This window comes from Enterobacter cloacae complex sp. IR5384 (assembly GCF_049237265.1).
GTDB classification, from domain to species: domain Bacteria; phylum Pseudomonadota; class Gammaproteobacteria; order Enterobacterales; family Enterobacteriaceae; genus Enterobacter; species Enterobacter cloacae.
This window is the reverse complement of record NZ_JBMKHJ010000003.1, coordinates 236936-258749: the sequence shown is the minus strand read 5'-3', so window position 1 is coordinate 258749 and position 21814 is coordinate 236936. Positions and strand designations below refer to the sequence as shown.

At 53.0% G+C, this 21814-nt stretch carries 15 protein-coding genes and 5 tRNA genes; 1 reads left to right on the top strand and 19 read right to left on the bottom strand.

The genetic code is table 11. The features are described 5' to 3' along the window. Positions 1-19 precede the first annotated feature (19 nt). The 13 genes from rpoC to ACOTX3_RS04760 all read right to left on the bottom strand — a co-directional run bounded on the left by rpoC (position 20) and on the right by ACOTX3_RS04760 (position 14090). On the bottom strand, positions 20-4243 hold the full coding sequence (gene rpoC, locus ACOTX3_RS04820; protein ID WP_013095003.1) for a DNA-directed RNA polymerase subunit beta': 4224 nt from the start codon (positions 4241-4243) through the stop codon (positions 20-22). 76 nt (positions 4244-4319) lie between these two features. Beyond that, positions 4320-8348 (bottom strand): DNA-directed RNA polymerase subunit beta, encoded by a 4029-nt coding sequence (gene rpoB / locus ACOTX3_RS04815; RefSeq protein WP_008503453.1) that lies wholly within the window; start codon positions 8346-8348, stop codon positions 4320-4322. Between the two features lie 319 nt (positions 8349-8667). Further along, positions 8668-9036 carry a 50S ribosomal protein L7/L12 gene (rplL, locus tag ACOTX3_RS04810; RefSeq protein ID WP_013095002.1) on the bottom strand — a complete coding sequence of 123 codons (369 nt, stop codon included), beginning with the start codon at positions 9034-9036 and terminating at the stop codon, positions 8668-8670. 66 nt (positions 9037-9102) lie between these two features. Next, on the bottom strand, positions 9103-9600 hold the full coding sequence (gene rplJ, locus ACOTX3_RS04805; protein WP_013095001.1) for a 50S ribosomal protein L10: 498 nt from the start codon (positions 9598-9600) through the stop codon (positions 9103-9105). Positions 9601-9892: 292 nt separating this feature from the next. Further along, positions 9893-10597 (bottom strand): 50S ribosomal protein L1, encoded by a 705-nt coding sequence (gene rplA, locus ACOTX3_RS04800; RefSeq protein ID WP_013095000.1) that lies wholly within the window; start codon positions 10595-10597, stop codon positions 9893-9895. 3 nt (positions 10598-10600) lie between these two features. Then, positions 10601-11029 carry a 50S ribosomal protein L11 gene (rplK, locus tag ACOTX3_RS04795; RefSeq protein ID WP_008503452.1) on the bottom strand — a complete coding sequence of 143 codons (429 nt, stop codon included), beginning with the start codon at positions 11027-11029 and terminating at the stop codon, positions 10601-10603. 155 nt (positions 11030-11184) lie between these two features. Then, positions 11185-11730, bottom strand: coding sequence for a transcription termination/antitermination protein NusG (nusG, locus tag ACOTX3_RS04790; protein ID WP_003862341.1), 546 nt, complete (start codon positions 11728-11730; stop codon positions 11185-11187). 1 nt (position 11731) lies between these two features. Continuing rightward, entirely contained in the window at positions 11732-12115 is a 384-nt protein-coding gene (gene secE / locus ACOTX3_RS04785) for a preprotein translocase subunit SecE (protein WP_013094999.1), read from the bottom strand. A 229-nt stretch (positions 12116-12344) separates the two neighbouring features. Further along, on the bottom strand, positions 12345-13529 hold the full coding sequence (gene tuf, locus ACOTX3_RS04780; protein WP_013094997.1) for an elongation factor Tu: 1185 nt from the start codon (positions 13527-13529) through the stop codon (positions 12345-12347). 118 nt (positions 13530-13647) lie between these two features. Next, positions 13648-13723: transfer RNA gene (locus ACOTX3_RS04775), tRNA-Thr, on the bottom strand. Between the two features lie 6 nt (positions 13724-13729). Beyond that, a tRNA-Gly gene (locus ACOTX3_RS04770) sits at positions 13730-13804 on the bottom strand. A gap of 117 nt (positions 13805-13921) precedes the next feature. Next, positions 13922-14006 (bottom strand) — tRNA-Tyr (locus tag ACOTX3_RS04765). 8 nt (positions 14007-14014) lie between these two features. Next, a tRNA-Thr gene (locus ACOTX3_RS04760) sits at positions 14015-14090 on the bottom strand. Positions 14091-14407: 317 nt separating this feature from the next. Here ACOTX3_RS04760 and coaA point away from each other — a divergent pair. Further along, on the top strand, positions 14408-15358 hold the full coding sequence (gene coaA, locus ACOTX3_RS04755) for a type I pantothenate kinase (protein WP_013094996.1): 951 nt from the start codon (positions 14408-14410) through the stop codon (positions 15356-15358). Positions 15359-15401: 43 nt separating this feature from the next. Here the strand turns inward: coaA and dppF are convergent, their stop codons facing one another. The 6 genes from dppF to ACOTX3_RS04725 all read right to left on the bottom strand — a co-directional run bounded on the left by dppF (position 15402) and on the right by ACOTX3_RS04725 (position 21801). Continuing rightward, on the bottom strand, positions 15402-16415 hold the full coding sequence (gene dppF / locus ACOTX3_RS04750; RefSeq protein WP_014830234.1) for a dipeptide ABC transporter ATP-binding subunit DppF: 1014 nt from the start codon (positions 16413-16415) through the stop codon (positions 15402-15404). Further along, entirely contained in the window at positions 16412-17395 is a 984-nt protein-coding gene (gene dppD / locus ACOTX3_RS04745) for a dipeptide ABC transporter ATP-binding protein (protein WP_013094994.1), read from the bottom strand. The genes dppF and dppD overlap by 4 nt, the downstream gene beginning before the upstream one ends. A gap of 10 nt (positions 17396-17405) precedes the next feature. Continuing rightward, a complete protein-coding gene (dppC, locus tag ACOTX3_RS04740) occupies positions 17406-18308 on the bottom strand; it encodes a dipeptide ABC transporter permease DppC (protein WP_020684504.1) in 903 nt (300 codons plus the stop codon). A gap of 9 nt (positions 18309-18317) precedes the next feature. Continuing rightward, complete coding sequence (dppB, locus tag ACOTX3_RS04735; protein WP_014830232.1) at positions 18318-19337, bottom strand: dipeptide ABC transporter permease DppB; 1020 nt, start codon at positions 19335-19337, stop codon at positions 18318-18320. 159 nt (positions 19338-19496) lie between these two features. Further along, a complete protein-coding gene (dppA, locus tag ACOTX3_RS04730) occupies positions 19497-21104 on the bottom strand; it encodes a dipeptide ABC transporter periplasmic-binding protein DppA (protein WP_023620080.1) in 1608 nt (535 codons plus the stop codon). Between the two features lie 620 nt (positions 21105-21724). Beyond that, a tRNA-Pro gene (locus tag ACOTX3_RS04725) sits at positions 21725-21801 on the bottom strand. Positions 21802-21814: the final 13 nt, after the last annotated feature.

The following is a 21814-nucleotide window of genomic DNA, read 5'->3' as shown; positions in this document are numbered from 1 at the left end:
TTATTTACGGCATCAACGATTACTCGTTGTCGGAACCGCCCAGACCTGCGTTCAGCAGCTCTGCCAGGCTCGCGGATGCATCTTCAGCAGTCACCTGCGGTGCAGCTGGCAGTTCGCCTGCAGCACGACGACGCATACGATCCTGATGGTACGCATAACCGGTACCCGCCGGGATCAGACGACCCACGATAACGTTCTCTTTCAGACCGCGCAGTTCATCACGTTTACCTGCAACAGCGGCTTCGGTCAGGACACGAGTGGTTTCCTGGAACGATGCTGCAGATATGAAGGACTCGGTTGCCAGAGACGCTTTGGTGATACCCAGCAGATCGCGCGAGAAGGTCGCACCGATTTTGCCGTTCGCTTCCAGTTCGCGGTTAGCGATCTTGACGCGTGAGTACTCAACCTGCTCGCCTTCCAGGAACTCGGAGCTGCCCGCGTTCTCGATGGTCGCTTTACGCAGCATCTGACGAACGATAACTTCGATGTGTTTATCGTTAATCTTAACGCCCTGCAGACGGTATACGTCCTGTACTTCGTTAACAATGTAACGCGTAACAGCATGCACACCACGCAGACGCAGGATGTCGTGCGGCGCTTCTGGACCGTCGGAAACCACGTCACCACGTTCTACGCGTTCACCTTCGAACACGTTGAGCTGACGCCACTTAGGAATCATCTCTTCGTACGGCTCGCTGCCATCTACCGGGGTGATAACCAGACGGCGTTTACCTTTGGTCTCTTTACCGAAGGAGATGATACCGCTGATTTCAGCCAGGATTGCCGGCTCTTTCGGACGACGTGCTTCGAACAGGTCCGCAACGCGTGGCAGACCACCGGTGATGTCCTTGGTACCGCCGGATTCCTGAGGAATACGCGCCAGGGTGTCACCAGAGCTGATCTGTACGCCATCTTCCAGCTGTACAATCGCTTTACCAGGCAGGAAGTACTGCGCAGGCATATCGGTACCAGGGATCAGAACGTCGTTACCCTGAGCATCAACGATTTTCAGGGCAGGACGCAGATCTTTACCGCCGGTAGTACGTTCAGCAGAATCCAGAACTACCAGAGAAGACAGACCGGTCAGCTCGTCAGTCTGACGAGTAATGGTCTGGCCGTCGATCATGTCAGTGAAGCGGATGAAACCACTCACTTCGGTGATAACTGGCATGGTATGTGGATCCCAGTTTGCAACGGTTTCACCGCCGGCAACCTGCTCGCCATCACCTTTCGCCATAACAGCACCGTAAGGCACTTTATAGCTCTCTTTGGTACGACCGAATTCGTCGATCAGCTTCAGTTCGGTGTTACGAGAAGTGATAACCAGTTTACCGCTGGAGTTCACAACCGATTTCGCGTTGCTGAGCTTGATGCTACCTTTGTTTTTCACCTGGATGCTGGATTCAGCAGCCGCACGAGATGCCGCACCACCGATGTGGAACGTACGCATCGTCAGCTGTGTACCCGGCTCACCGATGGACTGTGCCGCGATAACGCCGATGGCTTCACCTTTGTTGATGATGTGGCCACGTGCCAGGTCACGACCGTAGCAGTGCGCACATACACCAAAGTCGGTGTCACAGGATACAACGGAACGCACTTTCACGGAGTCAACAGAGTTCGCTTCCAGCAGGTCACACCACTGTTCGTGCAGCAGCGTGTTGCGTGGAACCAGAATGTCTGCGGTACCCGGCTTCAGAATGTCTTCCGCGGTAACACGACCCAGTACGCGATCGCGCAGTGGCTCTTTAACATCACCACCCTCGATAACCGGAGTCATGGTGATACCTTCAAGGGTGCCACAATCGTCTTCGGTCACCACCAGATCCTGCGCAACGTCAACCAGACGACGCGTCAGATAACCGGAGTTCGCTGTTTTCAGTGCGGTATCCGCCAGACCTTTACGCGCACCGTGCGTGGAGATGAAGTACTGGAGTACGTTCAGACCTTCACGGAAGTTCGCGGTGATTGGCGTTTCGATGATGGAGCCATCTGGCTTCGCCATCAGACCACGCATACCTGCCAGCTGACGAATCTGTGCTGCAGAACCACGTGCACCGGAGTCGGCCATCATGTAAATGCTGTTGAAGGAAACCTGCTGCTCTTCTACGCCGTCACGGTTAATCACGGTTTCGGTTTGCAGGTTATCCATCATCGCTTTGGATACACGATCGTTCGCCGCAGCCCAGATATCGATAACTTTGTTGTAGCGTTCGCCCGCGGTTACCAGACCAGACTGGAACTGCTCCTGGATTTCCGCAACTTCAGCTTCTGCTTCAGAGATGATCTCGTGTTTCTTCTCTGGGATGACCATGTCATCGATACCAACAGATGCACCTGAACGCGCTGCATAAGCAAAGCCGGTGTACATTGTCTGGTCAGCGAAGATAACAGTCGGCTTCAGACCCAGAATGCGGTAACAGGTGTTCAGCATTTTGGAGATCGCTTTCTTACCCAGCGCCTGGTTGACGATGGAGAAAGGCAGACCTTTCGGTACGATCATCCACAGAATGGCACGGCCGATAGTCGTGTCTTTCAGGCTGGTTTTCGCAACGAATTCGCCGTTAGCATCTTTTTCGTATTCAGTGATACGCACTTTAACGCGCGCATGCAGAGAGGCCAGGCCAGCGCGATAAATACGCTCAGCTTCTTTCGGGCCAGTCAGCACCATGCCTTCGCCTTTAGCGTTAACACAGTCACGGGTCATGTAGTACAGACCCAATACAACGTCCTGAGAAGGAACGATGATTGGCTCGCCGTTCGCTGGAGACAGGATGTTGTTGGTAGACATCATCAGCGCACGCGCTTCGAGCTGGGCTTCCAGCGTCAGCGGTACGTGAACAGCCATCTGGTCACCATCGAAGTCGGCGTTATACGCCGCACAAACCAGTGGGTGCAGCTGAATAGCTTTACCTTCGATCAGGACTGGCTCAAATGCCTGGATACCCAGACGGTGCAGAGTTGGTGCACGGTTCAGCAGTACCGGGTGTTCGCGGATCACTTCGTCCAGGATATCCCAAACGACAGCTTCTTCACGCTCAACCATTTTCTTAGCGGCTTTGATGGTGGTGGCGAGTCCTCGCAGTTCCAGTTTGCCGTAGATGAATGGTTTGAACAGCTCCAGTGCCATTTTCTTCGGCAGACCGCACTGATGCAGACGCAGGTATGGACCTACGGTGATTACAGAACGACCGGAGTAGTCAACACGCTTACCGAGCAGGTTCTGACGGAAACGACCCTGTTTACCTTTGATCATGTCGGCCAAAGATTTCAGAGGACGTTTGTTAGAACCGGTGATCGCACGACCGCGACGACCGTTATCCAGCAGGGCATCTACCGCTTCCTGCAGCATACGTTTTTCGTTGCGTACGATAATGTCCGGCGCAGCCAGATCCAGCAGACGTTTCAGACGGTTGTTACGGTTGATCACGCGACGATACAGATCGTTCAGATCGGACGTTGCGAAACGACCACCATCCAGCGGAACCAGCGGACGCAGATCTGGCGGCAGAACCGGCAGAACGGTCAGGATCATCCACTCTGGCTTGTTACCAGACTGAACGAACGCTTCCAGCAGTTTGATACGCTTGGTCAGCTTTTTACGCTTGGTTTCGGAGTTGGTTTCGTTCAGCTCTTCACGCAGCTGCTCGCACTCTTGCTCCAGATCCATGCTCTTCAGCAGGGCCTGAATAGCTTCCGCACCCATCTTCGCATCGAATTCGTCACCGAACTCTTCCAGCGCGTCCAGATACTGCTCTTCAGTCAGGATCTGGTGACGTTCCAGGTTCGTCATCCCGCCTTCGATAACCACATAAGATTCGAAGTACAGAACACGTTCGATATCGCGCAGCGGCATATCCAGCAGCAGGCCGATACGGGACGGCAGAGATTTCAGGAACCAGATGTGAGCAGTCGGAGACGCCAGCTCGATGTGGCCCATGCGCTCACGGCGCACTTTGGTCTGGGTCACTTCAACGCCGCACTTCTCACAGATCACACCACGGTGTTTCAGGCGCTTGTACTTACCGCACAGGCACTCGTAATCTTTTACTGGCCCGAAAATACGTGCACAGAAAAGGCCGTCACGCTCAGGTTTGAACGTACGGTAGTTGATGGTTTCCGGCTTTTTAACTTCACCGAAAGACCATGAACGGATCATGTCTGGCGAAGCCAGAGCAATTTTGATCGCATCAAACTCTTCGGTTTTAGTTTGCGCTTTCAGAAACTTTAATAAGTCTTTCACGGATTTGCTCCCGTCGGAGTTAGCACACTCTGCTGTCGGGCGTTAACCCGACAGCAGTGACCTGTTTGAGCGAGAATTACTCGTCTTCCAGTTCGATGTTGATACCCAGCGAACGAATCTCTTTCAACAGTACGTTGAAGGACTCTGGCATGCCCGGTTCCATCTGATGGTTGCCGTCCACGATGTTCTTATACATCTTGGTACGACCGTTCACGTCATCAGACTTAACGGTGAGCATTTCCTGCAGGGTGTATGCTGCGCCGTATGCTTCCAGCGCCCACACTTCCATCTCCCCGAAGCGCTGACCACCGAACTGTGCCTTACCACCCAGCGGCTGCTGAGTAACCAGGCTGTAAGAACCGGTAGAACGAGCGTGCATTTTGTCGTCGACCAGGTGGTTCAGTTTCAGCATGTACATGTAACCTACGGTTACCGGACGCTCGAACTGTTCACCGGTACGGCCGTCAAACAGCGTAATCTGACCAGACGTTGGCAGACCACCCAGTTGCAGCAGCTCTTTAATTTCAGCTTCTTTTGCACCGTCGAATACCGGCGTTGCAATTGGCATACCTTTGCGCAGGTTCTCTGCCAGACGCAGCACTTCTTCATCGCTGAAGGTGTTCAGGTCGACTTTCTGACGCACATCGGTGCCCAGATCGTAGGCACGCTGGATGAATTCGCGCAGTTTCGCGACTTCCTGCTGCTGTTTCAGCATGGCGTTAATCTTGTCGCCGATACCTTTCGCAGCCATACCCAGGTGGGTTTCCAGAATCTGACCGATGTTCATACGAGACGGTACGCCCAGTGGGTTCAGTACGATATCTACCGGCGTACCGTTAGCATCGTGCGGCATATCTTCGATCGGGTTGATCTTAGAGATAACACCCTTGTTACCGTGACGACCTGCCATCTTATCACCAGGCTGGATCTGACGTTTAACAGCCAGATACACCTTAACAATCTTCAGCACGCCTGGTGCCAGATCGTCGCCCTGAGTGATTTTGCGGCGTTTCGCTTCGAGTTTTTTCTCGAACTCGTGTTTCAGTTCGTCATACTGCTCAGCCAGCTGTTCCAGCTGATTTTGTTTCTCTTCGTCGGTCAGGCCCAGTTCCAGCCAGCGATCGCGTGGCAGTTTGTCGAGCTTCTCAGCTTCAACGCCACCGGCAACCAGCACCGCGTAGATACGGCTGAACAGACCCGCTTCGAGGATCTGCAGTTCTTCAGACAGGTCTTTCTTAGCCTGTTTGAGCTGCATCTCTTCGATTTCCAGCGCACGTTTATCTTTCTCAACGCCGTCACGGGTGAAGACCTGAACGTCGATAACCGTACCGGAAACACCGTTTGGTACGCGCAGAGAAGAGTCTTTAACGTCAGACGCTTTCTCACCGAAGATTGCACGCAGCAGTTTCTCTTCTGGCGTCAGCTGGGTTTCACCTTTCGGCGTTACCTTACCAACCAGAATGTCGCCGCCGGTCACTTCCGCACCGATGTAAACGATACCGGATTCATCCAGTTTAGAGAGCGCAGCTTCACCCACGTTAGGGATGTCAGCGGTGATCTCTTCTGGCCCCAGCTTGGTGTCACGGGACACACAGGCCAGTTCCTGAATGTGGATGGTGGTGAAACGATCTTCCTGTACCACACGTTCGGAGACGAGGATGGAGTCTTCGAAGTTGTAACCGTTCCACGGCATGAACGCTACGCGCATGTTCTGACCGAGCGCCAGTTCACCAAGGTCGGTGGACGGACCGTCTGCCAGCACGTCGCCGCGCTCAACTGGCTCACCCAGAGATACGCAAGGCATCTGGTTGATACAGGTGTTTTGGTTAGAACGGGTGTATTTAGTCAGGTTGTAGATGTCGATACCCGCTTCGCCCGGATACATCTCGTCTTCGTTAACTTTGATAACGATACGGGATGCGTCAACGTACTGAACGGTACCGCCACGCTTAGCCACTGCAGTAACACCGGAGTCAACGGCAACAGCACGTTCCATACCGGTACCAACCAGCGGCTTATCAGCACGCAGAGTTGGAACGGCCTGACGTTGCATGTTCGCACCCATCAATGCACGGTTGGCGTCATCGTGTTCCAGGAACGGGATCAGGGACGCACCGACGGATACCACCTGCTGGGTGGATACGTCCATGTAGTCAACCTGGTCGCGGCTGAACAAGCTGGATTCGCCTTTGCTACGGCAGGTAACCAGATCTTCTACAAAGTGGCCTTCGTCATCCAGGTTGGAGTTCGCCTGAGCGATAACGTAGTTGCCTTCTTCAATAGCAGACAGGTAATGAATTTCGTCGGTAACAACACCGTCAGTCACTTTACGGTACGGGGTCTCAAGGAAACCGTATTCGTTTGTCTGTGCGTACACGGACAGGGAGTTGATCAGACCGATGTTTGGACCTTCAGGCGTTTCGATTGGACATACGCGACCGTAGTGAGTCGGGTGTACGTCTCGAACTTCGAAGCCTGCGCGTTCACGGGTCAGACCGCCTGGGCCGAGTGCAGAGATACGACGTTTGTGCGTAATCTCAGACAGCGGGTTGTTCTGGTCCATAAACTGAGACAGCTGGCTGGAACCGAAGAACTCTTTCACGGCTGCAGAAATCGGCTTGGCGTTGATCATATCCTGAGGCATCAGGGTATCCAGATCGCCCAAAGACAGACGCTCTTTCACCGCACGCTCTACACGCACCAGGCCAACGCGGAACTGGTTTTCCGCCATTTCGCCTACGGAACGGATACGACGGTTGCCGAGGTGGTCGATGTCGTCCACTTCGCCTTTACCGTTACGGATATCGATGAGCTTCTTCATCACTTCGATGATGTCGTCTTTGCTCAGGATACCGGAACCTTCGATCTCATCGCGCAGCAGAGAACGGTTGAACTTCATACGACCAACCGCAGACAGATCGTAGCGGTCTTCAGAGAAGAACAGGTTCTCGAACAGGCTTTCAGCCGCTTCGCGAGTTGGTGGCTCACCAGGACGCATCATGCGGTAGATTTCTACCAGCGCGCTCAGACGATCGTTGGTTGGGTCGACGCGTACAGTCTCAGAGATGTACGGACCGTGGTCCAGATCGTTAGTGAACAGCGTTTCGATACGTTTGTGGCCAGCCTGACTCAGCTTAGCCAGCAGATCCAGGCTCAGCTCCATGTTAGCCGGGCAGATCAGCTCGCCAGTTGATTCATCAACGTAATCTTTCGCGGCTACTTTTCCTGCAATGTATTCAACCGGAACTTCGATGTGTTTGATATCATCTTTTTCCAGCTGACGGATGTGGCGCGCGGTAATACGGCGACCTTTTTCCACATACACTTTGCCGTCGGCTTCGATGTCGAACGACGCGGTCTCACCACGCAGACGTTCCGGCACCAGCTCCATCTGCAGCTTATTGTCGCGGATTTCAAAGATCACTTTTTCAAAGAACAGGTCCAGGATCTGTTCAGTGGTATAGTTCAGTGCGCGCAGAATGATGGTTGCAGGCAGTTTACGACGACGGTCGATACGGACAAACAGGTTGTCTTTTGGATCGAACTCGAAGTCCAGCCATGAACCACGGTAAGGAATGATGCGCGCGTTATACAGTACTTTACCGGAAGAGTGTGTTTTACCTTTATCGCTGTCGAAGAAGACGCCCGGGCTACGGTGCAGCTGGGAAACGATAACACGCTCAGTACCGTTGATAACGAAAGTACCGTTGTCTGTCATGAGTGGAATTTCACCCATGTAGACTTCTTGTTCTTTAATGTCTTTAACAGTGCCTTCCGGCGCTTCGCGCTCGTAGATCACCAGACGCAGTTTTACGCGCAGCGGTGCGGAATAGGTCACGCCACGGATCTGACATTCCTGAACGTCAAACACCGGTTCGCCAAGGCGGTAGCTGACGTACTGCAGCTCGGAGTTACCGCTGTAGCTCTGAATTGGGAACACGGAACGGAAGGCTGCTTCCAGACCGTACTGCCCTTCAGGATCTTGCTCGATAAACTTCTGGAACGAGTCAAGCTGGATAGAAAGGAGATATGGAATGTCCAGAACTTGTGGACGTTTACCAAAATCCTTACGAATACGTTTTTTCTCGGTATAGGAGTAAACCATAGGGTTCCTCAGCTCGCTGACAAGTCGACCCATCTGTCCGACGAAGGGACAGTTTGTGCAACACCATTTTGTGGACCGGAAAATTGAATACTTTCCGCAATACCTGTTGCTATCACGCTTAAACCATTTCATTGCGATTTACACAGAGCGAGCACCCTGTCGCAGTATATTAAGTCGTCGATAGAAACAAGCATTGAAAGACACATCGATAGTCAAACAGTGTGAAATGCTACCGAGGCCTTACAGCGCAAAAAGGCTGGTGACTAAAAAGTCACCAGCCATCAGCCTAATTACTTAGGCTGCAACCAGAAAAGTTGGCTTATTTAACTTCAACTTCAGCGCCAGCTTCTTCCAGAGATTTTTTCAGTGCTTCTGCGTCGTCTTTGCTCACGCCTTCTTTCAGCGCAGCTGGAGCAGATTCTACCAGGTCTTTAGCTTCTTTCAGACCCAGACCGGTAGCGCCACGAACAGCTTTGATTACTGCAACTTTGTTCGCGCCAGCAGCTTTCAGAATTACGTCGAATTCAGTTTTCTCTTCAGCAGCGTCAGCAGCTGGGCCAGCAGCAACAGCTACAGCAGCAGCAGCAGAAACACCGAATTTTTCTTCCATTGCAGAGATCAGCTCAACAACGTCCATTACGGACATAGCGGATACTGCTTCAATGATTTGATCTTTAGTGATAGACATTTAAATTGTTCCTGAATATCAGAATAAGTTTATACGTAAGCAGATGCTTTATAAAGATAACTGCGATTAAGCAGCTTCTTTCGCATCGCGTACAGCAGCCAGAGTACGAACCAGTTTGCCAGCCGAAGCTTCTTTCATGGTTGCCATCAGGCGTGCAATTGCTTCTTCGTAGGTCGGCAGAGTTGCCAGGCGGTCGATCTGAGACGCCGGGATCAGCTCACCTTCAAAGGCAGCGGCTTTGACCTCAAATTTTGCATTCGCTTTCGCGAACTCTTTGAACAGACGAGCAGCAGCGCCCGGGTGTTCCATAGAGTATGCAATCAGGGTCGGACCAACAAACGTGTCTTTCAGGCACTCAAAAGAGGTACCTTCAACAGCACGGCGCAGCAGGGTGTTACGAACAACACGCATGTAAACGCCAGCTTCACGACCTGCTTTACGCAGTTCAGTCATTTTATCTACAGTTACGCCACGGGAATCCGCAACTACTGCAGACAGCGCGCCTTTGGCTACTTCGCTGACTTCAGCAACAATCGCTTGTTTGTCTTGAAGATTTAAAGCCATTAGCTTTTGCTCCTGGATGTTTGCCGGAACTCATGTTCCGGAACTCACTTCACTCTTCCCAACGGAAAGAGCGTCTTAATACGGTGAGCAGAAACAAGCCAGAATATCCAAAAATAATCTTAGCGTTCTGTCACCGTCTACGCAGGGGATTAAGTCTCTTGCGAAACACCTGCGGTCTTCGACGGAGGCCTGGATTAGGCCAGGCTCCAACGAACAATTCTTTTAGCCGCTAACTTTCGTTAGCAAACGTGGGGGTAAGATTGTAGACAAAATCACCGCCCACGTAAAGGCATTAGTTTGCAGCAGCGCTCAGGCCAGCCTGGTCAACTGCAACACCTGCACCCATGGTGGTGGAGATGCTAACTTTCTTGATGTACACGCCTTTCGCCTGAGTTGGTTTTGCTTTTTTCAGCGCAACCAGCAGAGCTTCCAGGTTTTCTTTCAGTTTGTCAGCGTCGAAGTCCACTTTACCGATGGTGGTGTGGATGATGCCATTTTTGTCGTTACGATAACGAACCTGACCTGCTTTAGCGTTCTTAACCGCTTCAGCAACGTTAGGGGTTACAGTACCCACTTTCGGGTTTGGCATCAGGCCGCGTGGACCCAGAACCTGGCCCAGCTGGCCAACAACGCGCATTGCATCTGGAGATGCGATAACAACGTCAAAGTTCATTTCGCCTTTTTTGATCTGGTCAGCCAGATCTTCCATACCTACCAGTTCAGCGCCAGCAGCTTTAGCAGCTTCTGCGTTTGCACCCTGAGTAAATACAGCTACGCGAACGGAACGGCCAGTACCGTGTGGCAGTACAGTTGCACCACGAACGTTCTGATCAGATTTACGAGCATCGATGCCCAGGTTAACAGCAACGTCAACGCTTTCAACGAACTTAGCGGTAGCCAGTTCTTTCAGCAGAGCGATAGCTTCGTTGATGTCGTACTGTTTGGTCGCATCAACTTTGTCACGGATCACGGACATGCGCTTGGTCAGTTTAGCCATTTCTTAGTCCTCCACTACCAGGCCCATGGAACGTGCAGTACCTTCGATAGAGCGAGTCATCGCTTCAATGTCGGCACCAGTCATGTCGGCAGCTTTGGTCTGCGCGATTTCCTGCAGCTGAGCGCGGGAAATTTTACCCACTTTGTCTTTGTTCGGTTTACCGGAACCAGACTTGATACCAGCCGCTTTCTTCAGCAGAACTGCTGCAGGAGGGGTTTTGGTAACGAAAGTGAAAGAACGGTCAGCGTAAACAGTGATTACAACTGGGATTGGCAGACCTTTTTCCAGGGATTCAGTTTTGGCGTTAAACGCTTTACAGAATTCCATGATGTTCACACCCTGCTGACCCAGAGCTGGACCAACTGGTGGACTTGGGTTCGCCATACCAGCTGCAACCTGCAGCTTGACGTAGGCTTGTACTTTCTTAGCCATTCTAAAATCCTCTGATTGGGTGATAGCGCCTCAGCGAGGCTCCCCGTGAATAAAATCGTTTTACAGGCCGTGGCCCATAAAAACAAAAGGCGCGAAATTGTATTCCAATCTCGCGCCCTGTGCAACGATTAAATCGCCGCTTTTTTGATCGCTGCTTAGGCTTTTTCTACCTGGGCAAAGTCCAGTTCTACCGGGGTCGCACGACCGAAGATAGAAACAGAAACTTTCAGGCGGGATTTCTCGTAATCCACTTCTTCGACCACGCCATTAAAGTCAGCAAACGGACCGTCATTAACACGAACCATTTCACCCGGTTCAAACAGCGTTTTCGGACGCGGCTTATCACCCACCTGCTGCAGGCGGTTCATAATCGCATCAACTTCTTTGTCGCTGATTGGAGCCGGACGGTCAGACGTGCCGCCGATAAAGCCCATCACGCGCGGTACGCTGCGCACAAGGTGCCAGCTCGCGTCGTTCATAACCATCTGAACCAGCACGTAACCCGGGAAGAATTTACGCTCGCTTTTGCGGCGTTGGCCGCCACGGATCTCGACCACTTCTTCGGTCGGAACCATAACTTCGCCAAATAACTCTTCCATGTTGTGTAATTTGATATGCTCACGCAGCGACGTTGCTACGCGGCCTTCAAAACCGGAAAACGCCTGAACGACGTACCAGCGCTTTTTAGGGGCTTCAGACATCTCAGAACCTCAGGCCAGTGATAAAGGATACCAGGCGAACCAGAATACCATCCAGTCCCCACAGGATCAGTGACATTACAGCGGTTACCGCCGCTACGATCAGCGTGGTGTGCAATGTTTCCTGGCGAGTCGGCCAAATTACCTTACGGACTTCGGTACGCGCTTCGCGGGCAAAAGCGACAGTCGCTTTGCCTTTTGTCGTCAACAGCGCGACACCACCCGCTGCAGCAATCAGAATTACCACTGCAAGCGCGCGTAGCGGCAGCATAATGTCACGATAAAGATAGTTGCCGACGATCGCTACGATCAGCAGAACGGCTACCACTACCCATTTCATCGCTTCCAGGCCGCGCCCGCTCCCTTGAGCTTCGGTATTCGCACTCATAAACCAACCTGTCAGAAGTATTCTACAAACATTTTCACCCCGCGATCGCGAGGCAAACCAAATCGAAATGCTAATTCGCTTTTCGAATTTTACGCTCTCTGCAGAGCCTGTCTCAGCAATGATTATGACAAAAATAATCACTGATGAGCCAGGTTCTGGCGTGAAAGCGTGCAAAAAGGGCATCAAATGATGCCCTTTTATTGCGCATTGCGTCAAATGTTATCAGCAATTAGCCGAGAACTTTAGCAACCACGCCCGCGCCAACGGTACGGCCACCTTCACGGATTGCGAAACGCAGACCGTCGTCCATCGCGATTGGGTGGATCAGAGTCACAACCATCTTGATGTTGTCGCCTGGCATTACCATCTCTACGCCTTCTGGCAGTTCGATGGTACCGGTCACGTCAGTTGTACGGAAGTAGAACTGTGGACGGTAGCCTTTGAAGAACGGAGTATGACGGCCGCCTTCGTCTTTGGACAGGATGTACACTTCAGATTCGAACTTGGTGTGTGGCTTGATTGAGCCTGGCTTCGCCAGAACCTGACCACGTTCGATTTCTTCACGTTTGATACCACGCAGCAGAACACCAACGTTCTCACCAGCACGGCCTTCGTCCAGCAGTTTGCGGAACATTTCAACGCCAGTACAGGTAGACTTCGCAGTCTCTTTGATACCAACGATTTCAACTTCTTCACCCACTTTGATGATACCGCGCTCTACACGACCGGTAACAACGGTACCACGACCGGAGATGGAGAATACGTCTTCAATTGGCAGCAGGAATGGCTTATCAATCGCACGCTCTGGTTCTGGGATGTAAGAATCCAGGTAGCCAGCCAGTTCGATGATTTTCGCTTCCCACTCTGCGTCGCCTTCCAGCGCTTTCAGCGCGGAACCACGAACGATTGGGGTATCGTCGCCTGGGAAATCGTACTGAGACAGCAGTTCACGAACTTCCATCTCTACCAGTTCCAGCAGCTCTTCGTCATCAACCATGTCGCATTTGTTCAGGAACACGATGATGTAAGGAACGCCTACCTGACGACCCAGCAGGATGTGCTCACGAGTCTGAGGCATTGGGCCGTCAGTCGCAGCTACTACCAGGATCGCGCCGTCCATCTGCGCAGCACCGGTGATCATGTTTTTAACATAGTCGGCGTGGCCTGGGCAGTCTACGTGTGCGTAGTGGCGAGTCGGGGTGTCATATTCAACGTGAGAGGTGTTGATGGTGATACCACGAGCTTTTTCTTCTGGCGCGTTATCGATCTGGTCGAATGCACGAGCAGAACCACCGTAGGTTTTTGCCAGAACGGTAGTGATTGCAGCGGTCAGCGTTGTTTTACCATGGTCAACGTGGCCGATAGTACCGACGTTAACGTGCGGTTTTGTACGTTCAAACTTTTCTTTAGACATCGATTGTCCCTCTAAGACACGGATAAATCGGTGATATCACCACATCAACCAGGCGAAATGCCTGAACTGTTGAATCAAGTAAAATTGAAACAGAGAGAAACGGGAAGGAGAAGTGAAGTGGTGCTGATACCCAGAGTCGAACTGGGGACCTCACCCTTACCAAGGGTGCGCTCTACCAACTGAGCCATATCAGCACGTATTGGAGCGGGCAGCGGGAATCGAACCCGCATCATCAGCTTGGAAGGCTGAGGTAATAGCCATTATACGATGCCCGCATCCTGAAACTCGGCTACCCAGTTCTTTCTGTAACAAAAAAAGAGATTTCTCTCTTTTTAAGTTCGAGCTGATTCAGCTTTTAAACCAGCTCCGGCGGCATTTACGCTGCCAGAAAGTGGTGGTGGGGGAAGGATTCGAACCTTCGAAGTCTGTGACGGCAGATTTACAGTCTGCTCCCTTTGGCCGCTCGGGAACCCCACCGGACTTGATGGTGCCGACTACCGGAATCGAACTGGTGACCTACTGATTACAAGTCAGTTGCTCTACCTACTGAGCTAAGTCGGCATCAAGTAGCGCGCATTCTATGGATACCTGCGCGGTCATGCAACTAAAAATTTGCATAAAACGTTCTTTCGCTCACATTTTATGCTAACCACGCATCAAGCGCTGTAAAAGTAGCCATTCACGGTCAAATATTCAACATATATGAGCGAATTGCATCGCATACACCTTAGCGTGACGGCTTCCGCGTAACGCAGCGCTTTCCATCTTTTTTCTTATTATTCCTGTCATCTGGTGTTAACCTCCTGCCCATTGTCCAAAATTAACTGTGTGATGAGCCATGATCCGGCAGTGTGATGCTGGCTCACTGAAGCATGCTTATGAGCAAAAAAGAGCAAACGTTAATGACGCCTTATCTTCACTTTAACCGCAGCCAGTGGGCTGCCCTGCGTGATTCCGTCCCTATGACGCTGACGGAAGGTGAAATCGCACGGTTAAAAGGGATAAACGAAGATCTGTCCCTGGAAGAAGTGGCAGAAATTTATCTCCCCCTCTCACGCTTGCTTAACTTCTATATCAGTTCCAACCTGCGCCGTCAGGCGGTGCTGGAGCAGTTCCTGGGAACCAATGGTCAACGCATTCCTTATATCATCAGTATTGCCGGCAGCGTGGCGGTAGGTAAAAGCACAACCGCGCGTGTCTTGCAGGCTCTCCTGAGCCGCTGGCCAGAACACCGCAGCGTGGAGTTGATCACCACCGACGGCTTTCTGCACCCCAATGAGGTGTTAAAAGAACGCGGGCTGATGAAGAAGAAGGGCTTCCCGCTCTCTTATGACATGCACCGTCTGGTGAAATTTGTCTCTGACCTGAAATCCGGCGTGCCTAACGTCACGGCGCCGGTCTATTCGCACCTGATCTATGATCGCATTCCGGGCGGAGACAAAACGGTGGTGCAGCCAGACATTCTGATTCTGGAAGGGTTAAATGTGCTGCAGAGTGGGATGGATTATCCTCACGATCCGCATCACGTGTTTGTCTCTGACTTCGTCGATTTCTCTATTTATGTCGACGCACCGGAAGATTTGCTGCAAAGCTGGTATATCAACCGCTTCCTGAAGTTCCGCGAAGGGGCGTTCACCGACCCGGACTCCTATTTCCATCACTACGCCCAGCTTTCTGAAGAAGAGGCGGTGAAGGTGGCAACAGGCCTGTGGAACGAGATCAACTACGTAAACCTGAAAGAGAACATTCTCCCTACCCGCGAGCGGGCGAGCCTGATCCTCACCAAGAGCGAGAAACACGCTGTCGACCAGATTCGTTTGCGGAAATAGGTTAGCAGACATAAAAAAACCGGCTTAACGCCGGTTTTTTTGTTTACGCCTGCGGCTTTTCGCCGTTTTCATCCTGATCGACCGCAAAGCAGGCGACCAGCTGACCGCGATAATCTTTCAGCTGCGGCTGTAGCTGGGTGCAAGGGCCAAAGCGGCGACTGCAACGGGCGTTGAACGCACATCCCGGAGGTGGATTCAGCGGACTTGGCAATTCACCGGTCAGCTTAATACGCTCACGACGATCGTCCGGGTTCAGGCGAGGTGTCGCAGAGAGCAGCGCCTGGGTGTACGGGTGGCGAGGGTTATTAAAGATCTGATCTTTCGTCCCCTTCTCCACGCAGCGCCCCAGATACATTACCATTACTTCATCAGCGATATGCTCTACCACCGACAGGTCGTGGGAGATAAATACGTAAGACAGCCCCAGCTCCTGCTGCAGATCCATCATCAGATTCAGCACCTGTGCGCGTACGGAAACGTCGAGCGCTGAGACCGGTTCATCGGCAATCACGACATCCGGATCGAGCATCAGGCCACGGGCGATGGCGATACGCTGGCGCTGACCGCCAGAGAACATATGCGGGTAGCGATCGTAATGCTCGGTTTTCAGGCCGACTTTCGCCATCATCGCCAGCGCTTTTTCACGACGCTGCTCTTTGCTGAGATTACTGTTAATCAGCAGCGGCTCTTCCAGTATCTGCCCCACTTTCTTGCGCGGGTTCAATGAACCGTACGGGTTCTGGAACACAATCTGGATTTTCTGGCGACGCAGCTTCTGCGCCTGCGGATCGTGCTTGAGCAGATCCTGTCCCTGATAATAGAGCTCGCCGCCGGTAGGCGTTTCAATCATCGTCAGCAGACGGCCTAAGGTTGATTTGCCGCAGCCCGACTCCCCGACCACCGCCAGCGTTTTACCGCGTTCGAGGGTAAAGGAGACGCCGTCCAGCGCTTTCACCAGGCGCTCAGGGGCAAAAATCCCCTTCTTCACCGGGTAGTGTTTTTTCAGGTCGATAGCCTGCAACAGCGGTTGTTGCGTGGTGGCCTGTTGCGTACTCATAGTGTTGGCCTCCCGGCATCATCGAGTGGGTAGTGGCATTTCGACTGACGACCGTCAGCCAGCTGGTTCAGCTCAGGCTCTTCTGCACGGCATTTATCCGTCGCATACGGGCAACGCGGATTCAGCAGGCAGCCCTGCGGACGGTCATATTTACCCGGTACCACACCCGGCAGCGACGCCAGACGCGCTTTATCCTGGGCAAACTCCGGCAGCGCACGTAAAAGCGCCTGGGTATACGGATGACGCGGTGCGCGGAAGATATCGTGCGAACTTCCGGTCTCCACCACCTGTCCTGCATACATCACGATGATTTTGTGTGCTGCTTCAGCCACCAGCGCCAGGTCGTGCGTAATCAGCACCAGCGCCATGTTCTCTTTCTGCTGCAGTTCCAGCAGCAGCTCGATGATTTGCGCCTGGATGGTCACGTCCAGCGCTGTGGTCGGCTCATCGGCAATCAGCAGTTTTGGCCGACAGGCAATTGCCATCGCGATCATCACACGCTGACTCATCCCGCCAGAAAGCTGATGCGGGTAGACATCAAGGCGCGATGCCGGGTCAGGGATCCCCACCTGGTTCAGCAGGTCGATCGCCCGCTGACGACGGGTTTTCTTGTTACCGCCCTGATGGACCTTGATCGCCTCCATAATCTGGAAGCCCACGGTGTAGCAGGGGTTCAGGCTGGTCATCGGGTCCTGGAAGATCATCGCCACTTCCGCGCCCACCAGCTGGCGGCGCTGTTTCTCGGAAATGCGCTTCAGATCCTGACCATTGAACTGCAGGTTTTCCGCCATCACGCGGCCCGGATAATCGATCAGCCCCATAATCGCCAGTGAGCTTACGGACTTACCGGAACCGGATTCCCCAACAATGCCAACCACTTCGCCCTGATTTACGCTGTAGCTGATGCGGTCCACGGCGCGAAACGGGGTGCCTTCATCGCCGAAGTGCACCGATAATTTATCTACATTTAATAACGCCATCTCGTGCCTCTTACTGCTTCAGTTTGGGATCAAGTGCATCGCGCAGACCATCACCCATCAGGTTAAATGCCAGCACCGTCAGCAGAATTGCCAGACCCGGGAAGGTGACAACCCACCAGGCGCTTTGTGCGAACTGCAACACGTCGGAGAGCATCGTGCCCCACTCCGGTGTTGGCGGCTGCGCACCCATGCCCAGGAAGCCAAGAGCGGCCATATCAAGAATGGCGTTAGAGAAGCCGAGCGACGCCTGAACAATCAGCGGCGCAAGGCAGTTCGGGAAGATATTGACGAACATCTGGCGCATCGCACCGGCACCGGCCACGCGGGACGCGGTGACGTAGTCGCGGTTCACTTCCACCAGCACTGCCGCACGGGTTAAACGCACGTAGTGAGGGAGTGCCACGAAGGTCAGCGCAAGCGCGGCATTACCGATCGACGGGCCAAATATCGCCACCAGCACCAGGGCCAGCAGCAGGCTTGGCAGCGCCAGCATGATGTCGACGATACGCATGATGATGTTATCAACAATGCCACCAAAATAACCCGCAACCAGGCCGAGGATGATCCCCATGATCAGGGACAGCACCACCACCAGGCAGCCCACCAGCAGCGACAGACGCGCGCCGTACATCAGACGCGACAACACGTCGCGACCTACATCATCGGTACCCAACAGGTGAGCCAGGCTCCCGCCGTCCTGCCATGCAGGGGGGGCCAGCAGCGCGTCACGGAACTGATCGGCCGGGTTATACGGTGCAAGCACGTTTGCAAACACGGCAATCAGGATCATGACAGAGACATAGACCAGCCCCACTACCGCGCCTTTATTGCGCTTGAAGTAGTGCCAGAATTCCTGCAGCGGCGTCATTGGAACCGGTGCAGCAACCACTTTATTTTCAGAAACGTGTGACATGATGGCCCCTTACTTCTTATGACGAATACGCGGGTTCACCACGCCGTACAGCAAATCGACCAGCAGGTTGACGAGAATAATCATCGTCGCGACCAGCAATACACCGCCCTGCACGACCGGATAGTCACGGCGTTGCAGCGCGTCAATCAGCCAGCGGCCAAGGCCCGGCCAGGAGAAGATGGTTTCGGTCAGGATCGCCCCTGCCAGCAGCGTACCCACCTGCAGACCGATAACGGTCACCACCGGCAGCATGGCGTTACGCAGCGCATGAACGATGATGACTCGCATACGCGTCAGGCCCTTGGCACGCGCGGTACGAATATAATCCTCGCCCAGCACTTCCAGCATTGACGAACGGGTCATACGCACGATTACCGCCAGAGGGATCGTGCCGAGCACCATCGCCGGCAGGATCATATGCGCGACCGCATCAATAAAGTTGCCCTCTTCACCCCATATCGCCGTATCAATCAGCATGAAGCCGGTCAACGGGTTGGAATCATCGAGGAAGACCATATCGCTGACGCGTCCGGAGACCGGCGTCAGGTTAAGCTGCACCGAGACCAGCATAATCAGCATCATGCCCCACCAGAAGATCGGCATGGAGTAGCCGGTCAGCGCCAGGCCCACGGCGGTATGGTCAAAAATAGAGCCACGTTTAACGGCAGCCAGCACCCCGACAGGGATACCCACCGCAGTGGCAAAAATCATGGCGCAGATGCCAAGCTCCAGTGTCGCTTTAAAACGCGGCACGAACTCGTCCCACACCGGAAGACGGCTTTTCAGTGAAATCCCTAAGTCACCATGCATAACGCCCCAGATATAGTGGAGGTACTGCTGCCACATCGGCTTATCGAGGCCGAGTTCAGCCAGCAGCTGCGCATGACGTTCAGGGGAAATACCACGCTCGCCCGCCATAATCATTACCGGGTCGCCGGGGATCATATGGACGAAGGCAAAAGTGAGAAGGGTGATACCGATAAACGTGGGGATGACAAGTCCCAGACGTCGGAGGATGAACTGCAACATAACCCGGATTCTCTCTGAAGACGCACGACCAGTGGCGTGGCGTCTGTATTGCCACAAATGTAAATTCCCTCTCCCGCAGGAGAGGGTTAGGGTGAGGACTAGCATGCAAGCCCCTCACCCCTGCCCTCTCCCACAGGGAGAGGGAGAACGCCCTACTGATTATTCAACAGATACGTTTTCGAAGTGGTGTTTGCCCAGCGGATCAACCACGTAGCCTTTCACTTCTTTGCGCACTGGCTCGTACACGGTGGAGTGAGCAACAATCAGAGCCGGAGCCTGATCGTGCATAACAACCTGTGCCTGCTTGTAGAGTTCAATACGTTTGTTGTGATCGTCGGTGGCACGCGCCGGCTGGATCAGGTCTTCAAACGGCTTGTAACACCAGCGAGAGTAGTTAGAGCCGTCTTTTGCCGCCGCACAGCTGAAGAGGGTGGCGAAGAAGTTGTCCGGATCCCCGTTGTCACCGGTCCAGCCCATCATCACTGCCTGATGCTCACCCGCTTTGGCGCGCTTCAGATACTCGCCCCACTCGTAGGTGACAATCTTGGCCTGAACGCCGATTTTCGCCCAGTCAGCCTGAACCATTTCAGCCATACGGCGTGCGTTCGGGTTGTACGGACGCTGTACCGGCATCGCCCACAGTTCAACGGTAAAGCCTTTATCCTGCCCTGCTTCCTTCAGCAGCGCTTTCGCTTTCTCTGGGTCGTAGGTATAGTCTTTAACGTCATCGTTATAGCCCCACATGGTTGGCGGGATCAGGTTTTTAGCCGCAACGCCAGCGCCCTGGTAAACGGCCTTGATGATCGCTTCTTTGTTCACCGCATAGGTCAGCGCCTGACGCACTTTCACGTCATCAAACGGTTTCTTCTCGGTGTTGAAAGAGAGATAGCCCACGTTCAGGCCAGCCTGCTCCATCAGGTTGATATTCTTGTCCTGCTTCATGCGGGCGATATCAGCCGGGTTCGGGTATGGCATAACCTGGCATTCGTTTTTCTGCAGTTTTGCGTAACGCACAGACGCGTCAGGCGTGATGGAGAAGACCAGACGGTCGATCTGTGGTTTGGTACCCCAGTAGCCCGGGAACGCTTTGTACAGAATGCGGGAGTCTTTCTGGTACTGCAGCAGCTGGAACGGACCGGTACCGATTGGGTTCAGGTCCACTTTTTCCGGCGTGCCGGCTTTCAGCATGTTGTCCGCGTACTCTTTAGAGAGGATAGAGGCGAAGTCCATGGCCAGGTCCGCCAGGAATGGCGCTTCCGGGCGAGTCAGCACGAACTGAACGGTTTTATCGTCCACTTTTTTCACTTCAGCGATCAGGTCTGGCAGACCCATCCCTTCGAAGTACTCATAGCTGCCGCCGGACACTTTGTGGTACGGGTTCTGAGCGTTTTTCTGACGATCGAAGGAGAACACAACGTCATCGGCGTTGAAGTCGCGCGTTGGTTTGAATTCTTTGCTGTCCTGCCACTTCACGCCCTGGCGCAGGTGGAAGGTATAGGTTTTACCGTCTTCGCTGACGTCCCACTTCTCCGCCAGGCCAGGAATCACTTCCGTGGTGCCGGTTTTGAATTCAACCAGACGGTTATAGATCGGCACAGAGCTTGCGTCGTAAGTCGTACCAGAGGTAAAGAGCTGTGGGTTAAAGCCTTCCGGCGAGCCTTCAGAACAGTAAACCAGGGTTTTTGCCTGTACGCTTGCTGCCACGGTCATAGCCACCAGGCTCAGACCAAGCTTCAGCATCCCTGACTTCTTCAAGGAAATACTCATTATTCTGCTCCAATGTGATGTTTTGCTTTGTTGTGTTACGCCGCCTGACCTTTATTTATTTTTTACCCGGTCCGGTCGGTGATGCCCGAAGGCGTTAAAGGGATGGAGAATCCTTTCAGAAGAGCGTTGGAGTTGCAGCGCAGATCGTCCCTGAAATGCCCCTCGTGCCCTACAATCTGTCAACAGAATGTGAAAACGTCAATACAGGTGACGGGGATTTACGCTGAGTGTGAGAAACCGCAAACAAAGATTAAAAAAACTATGTACGCCAGTTTTCAGCAGGGAAATTTATGCTACTCGTCATGTTGCAGCACAAATATCTTCATATTTCGCAACAATCAGTGATTAACTTTTATTCAGAATGGGTAAATTTTCTTGCAGAACGGTGATTATCTGAGCACTAAATACCGCGAACGTTAAAACGCACAGCGAAAAATGCTGAGGTTATCCATAAGCAACGCGAAAAAAGATCAATCTATATATAAAAAAATACAATGGATTATGTCACAAAATCACGAACAGGCAGGAAGAAGCAGGACTAAGAGGTGTTTTGGCTAATCTGGACGAATAAAGCGTTAATGCAAAAAGGGCTAACCTTGCGGTTAGCCCTTTTTTGAATGTGGTCGGCGAGAGAGGATTCGAACCTCCGACCCACTGGTCCCAAACCAGTTGCGCTACCAAGCTGCGCTACTCGCCGAATGCGGAGCGCA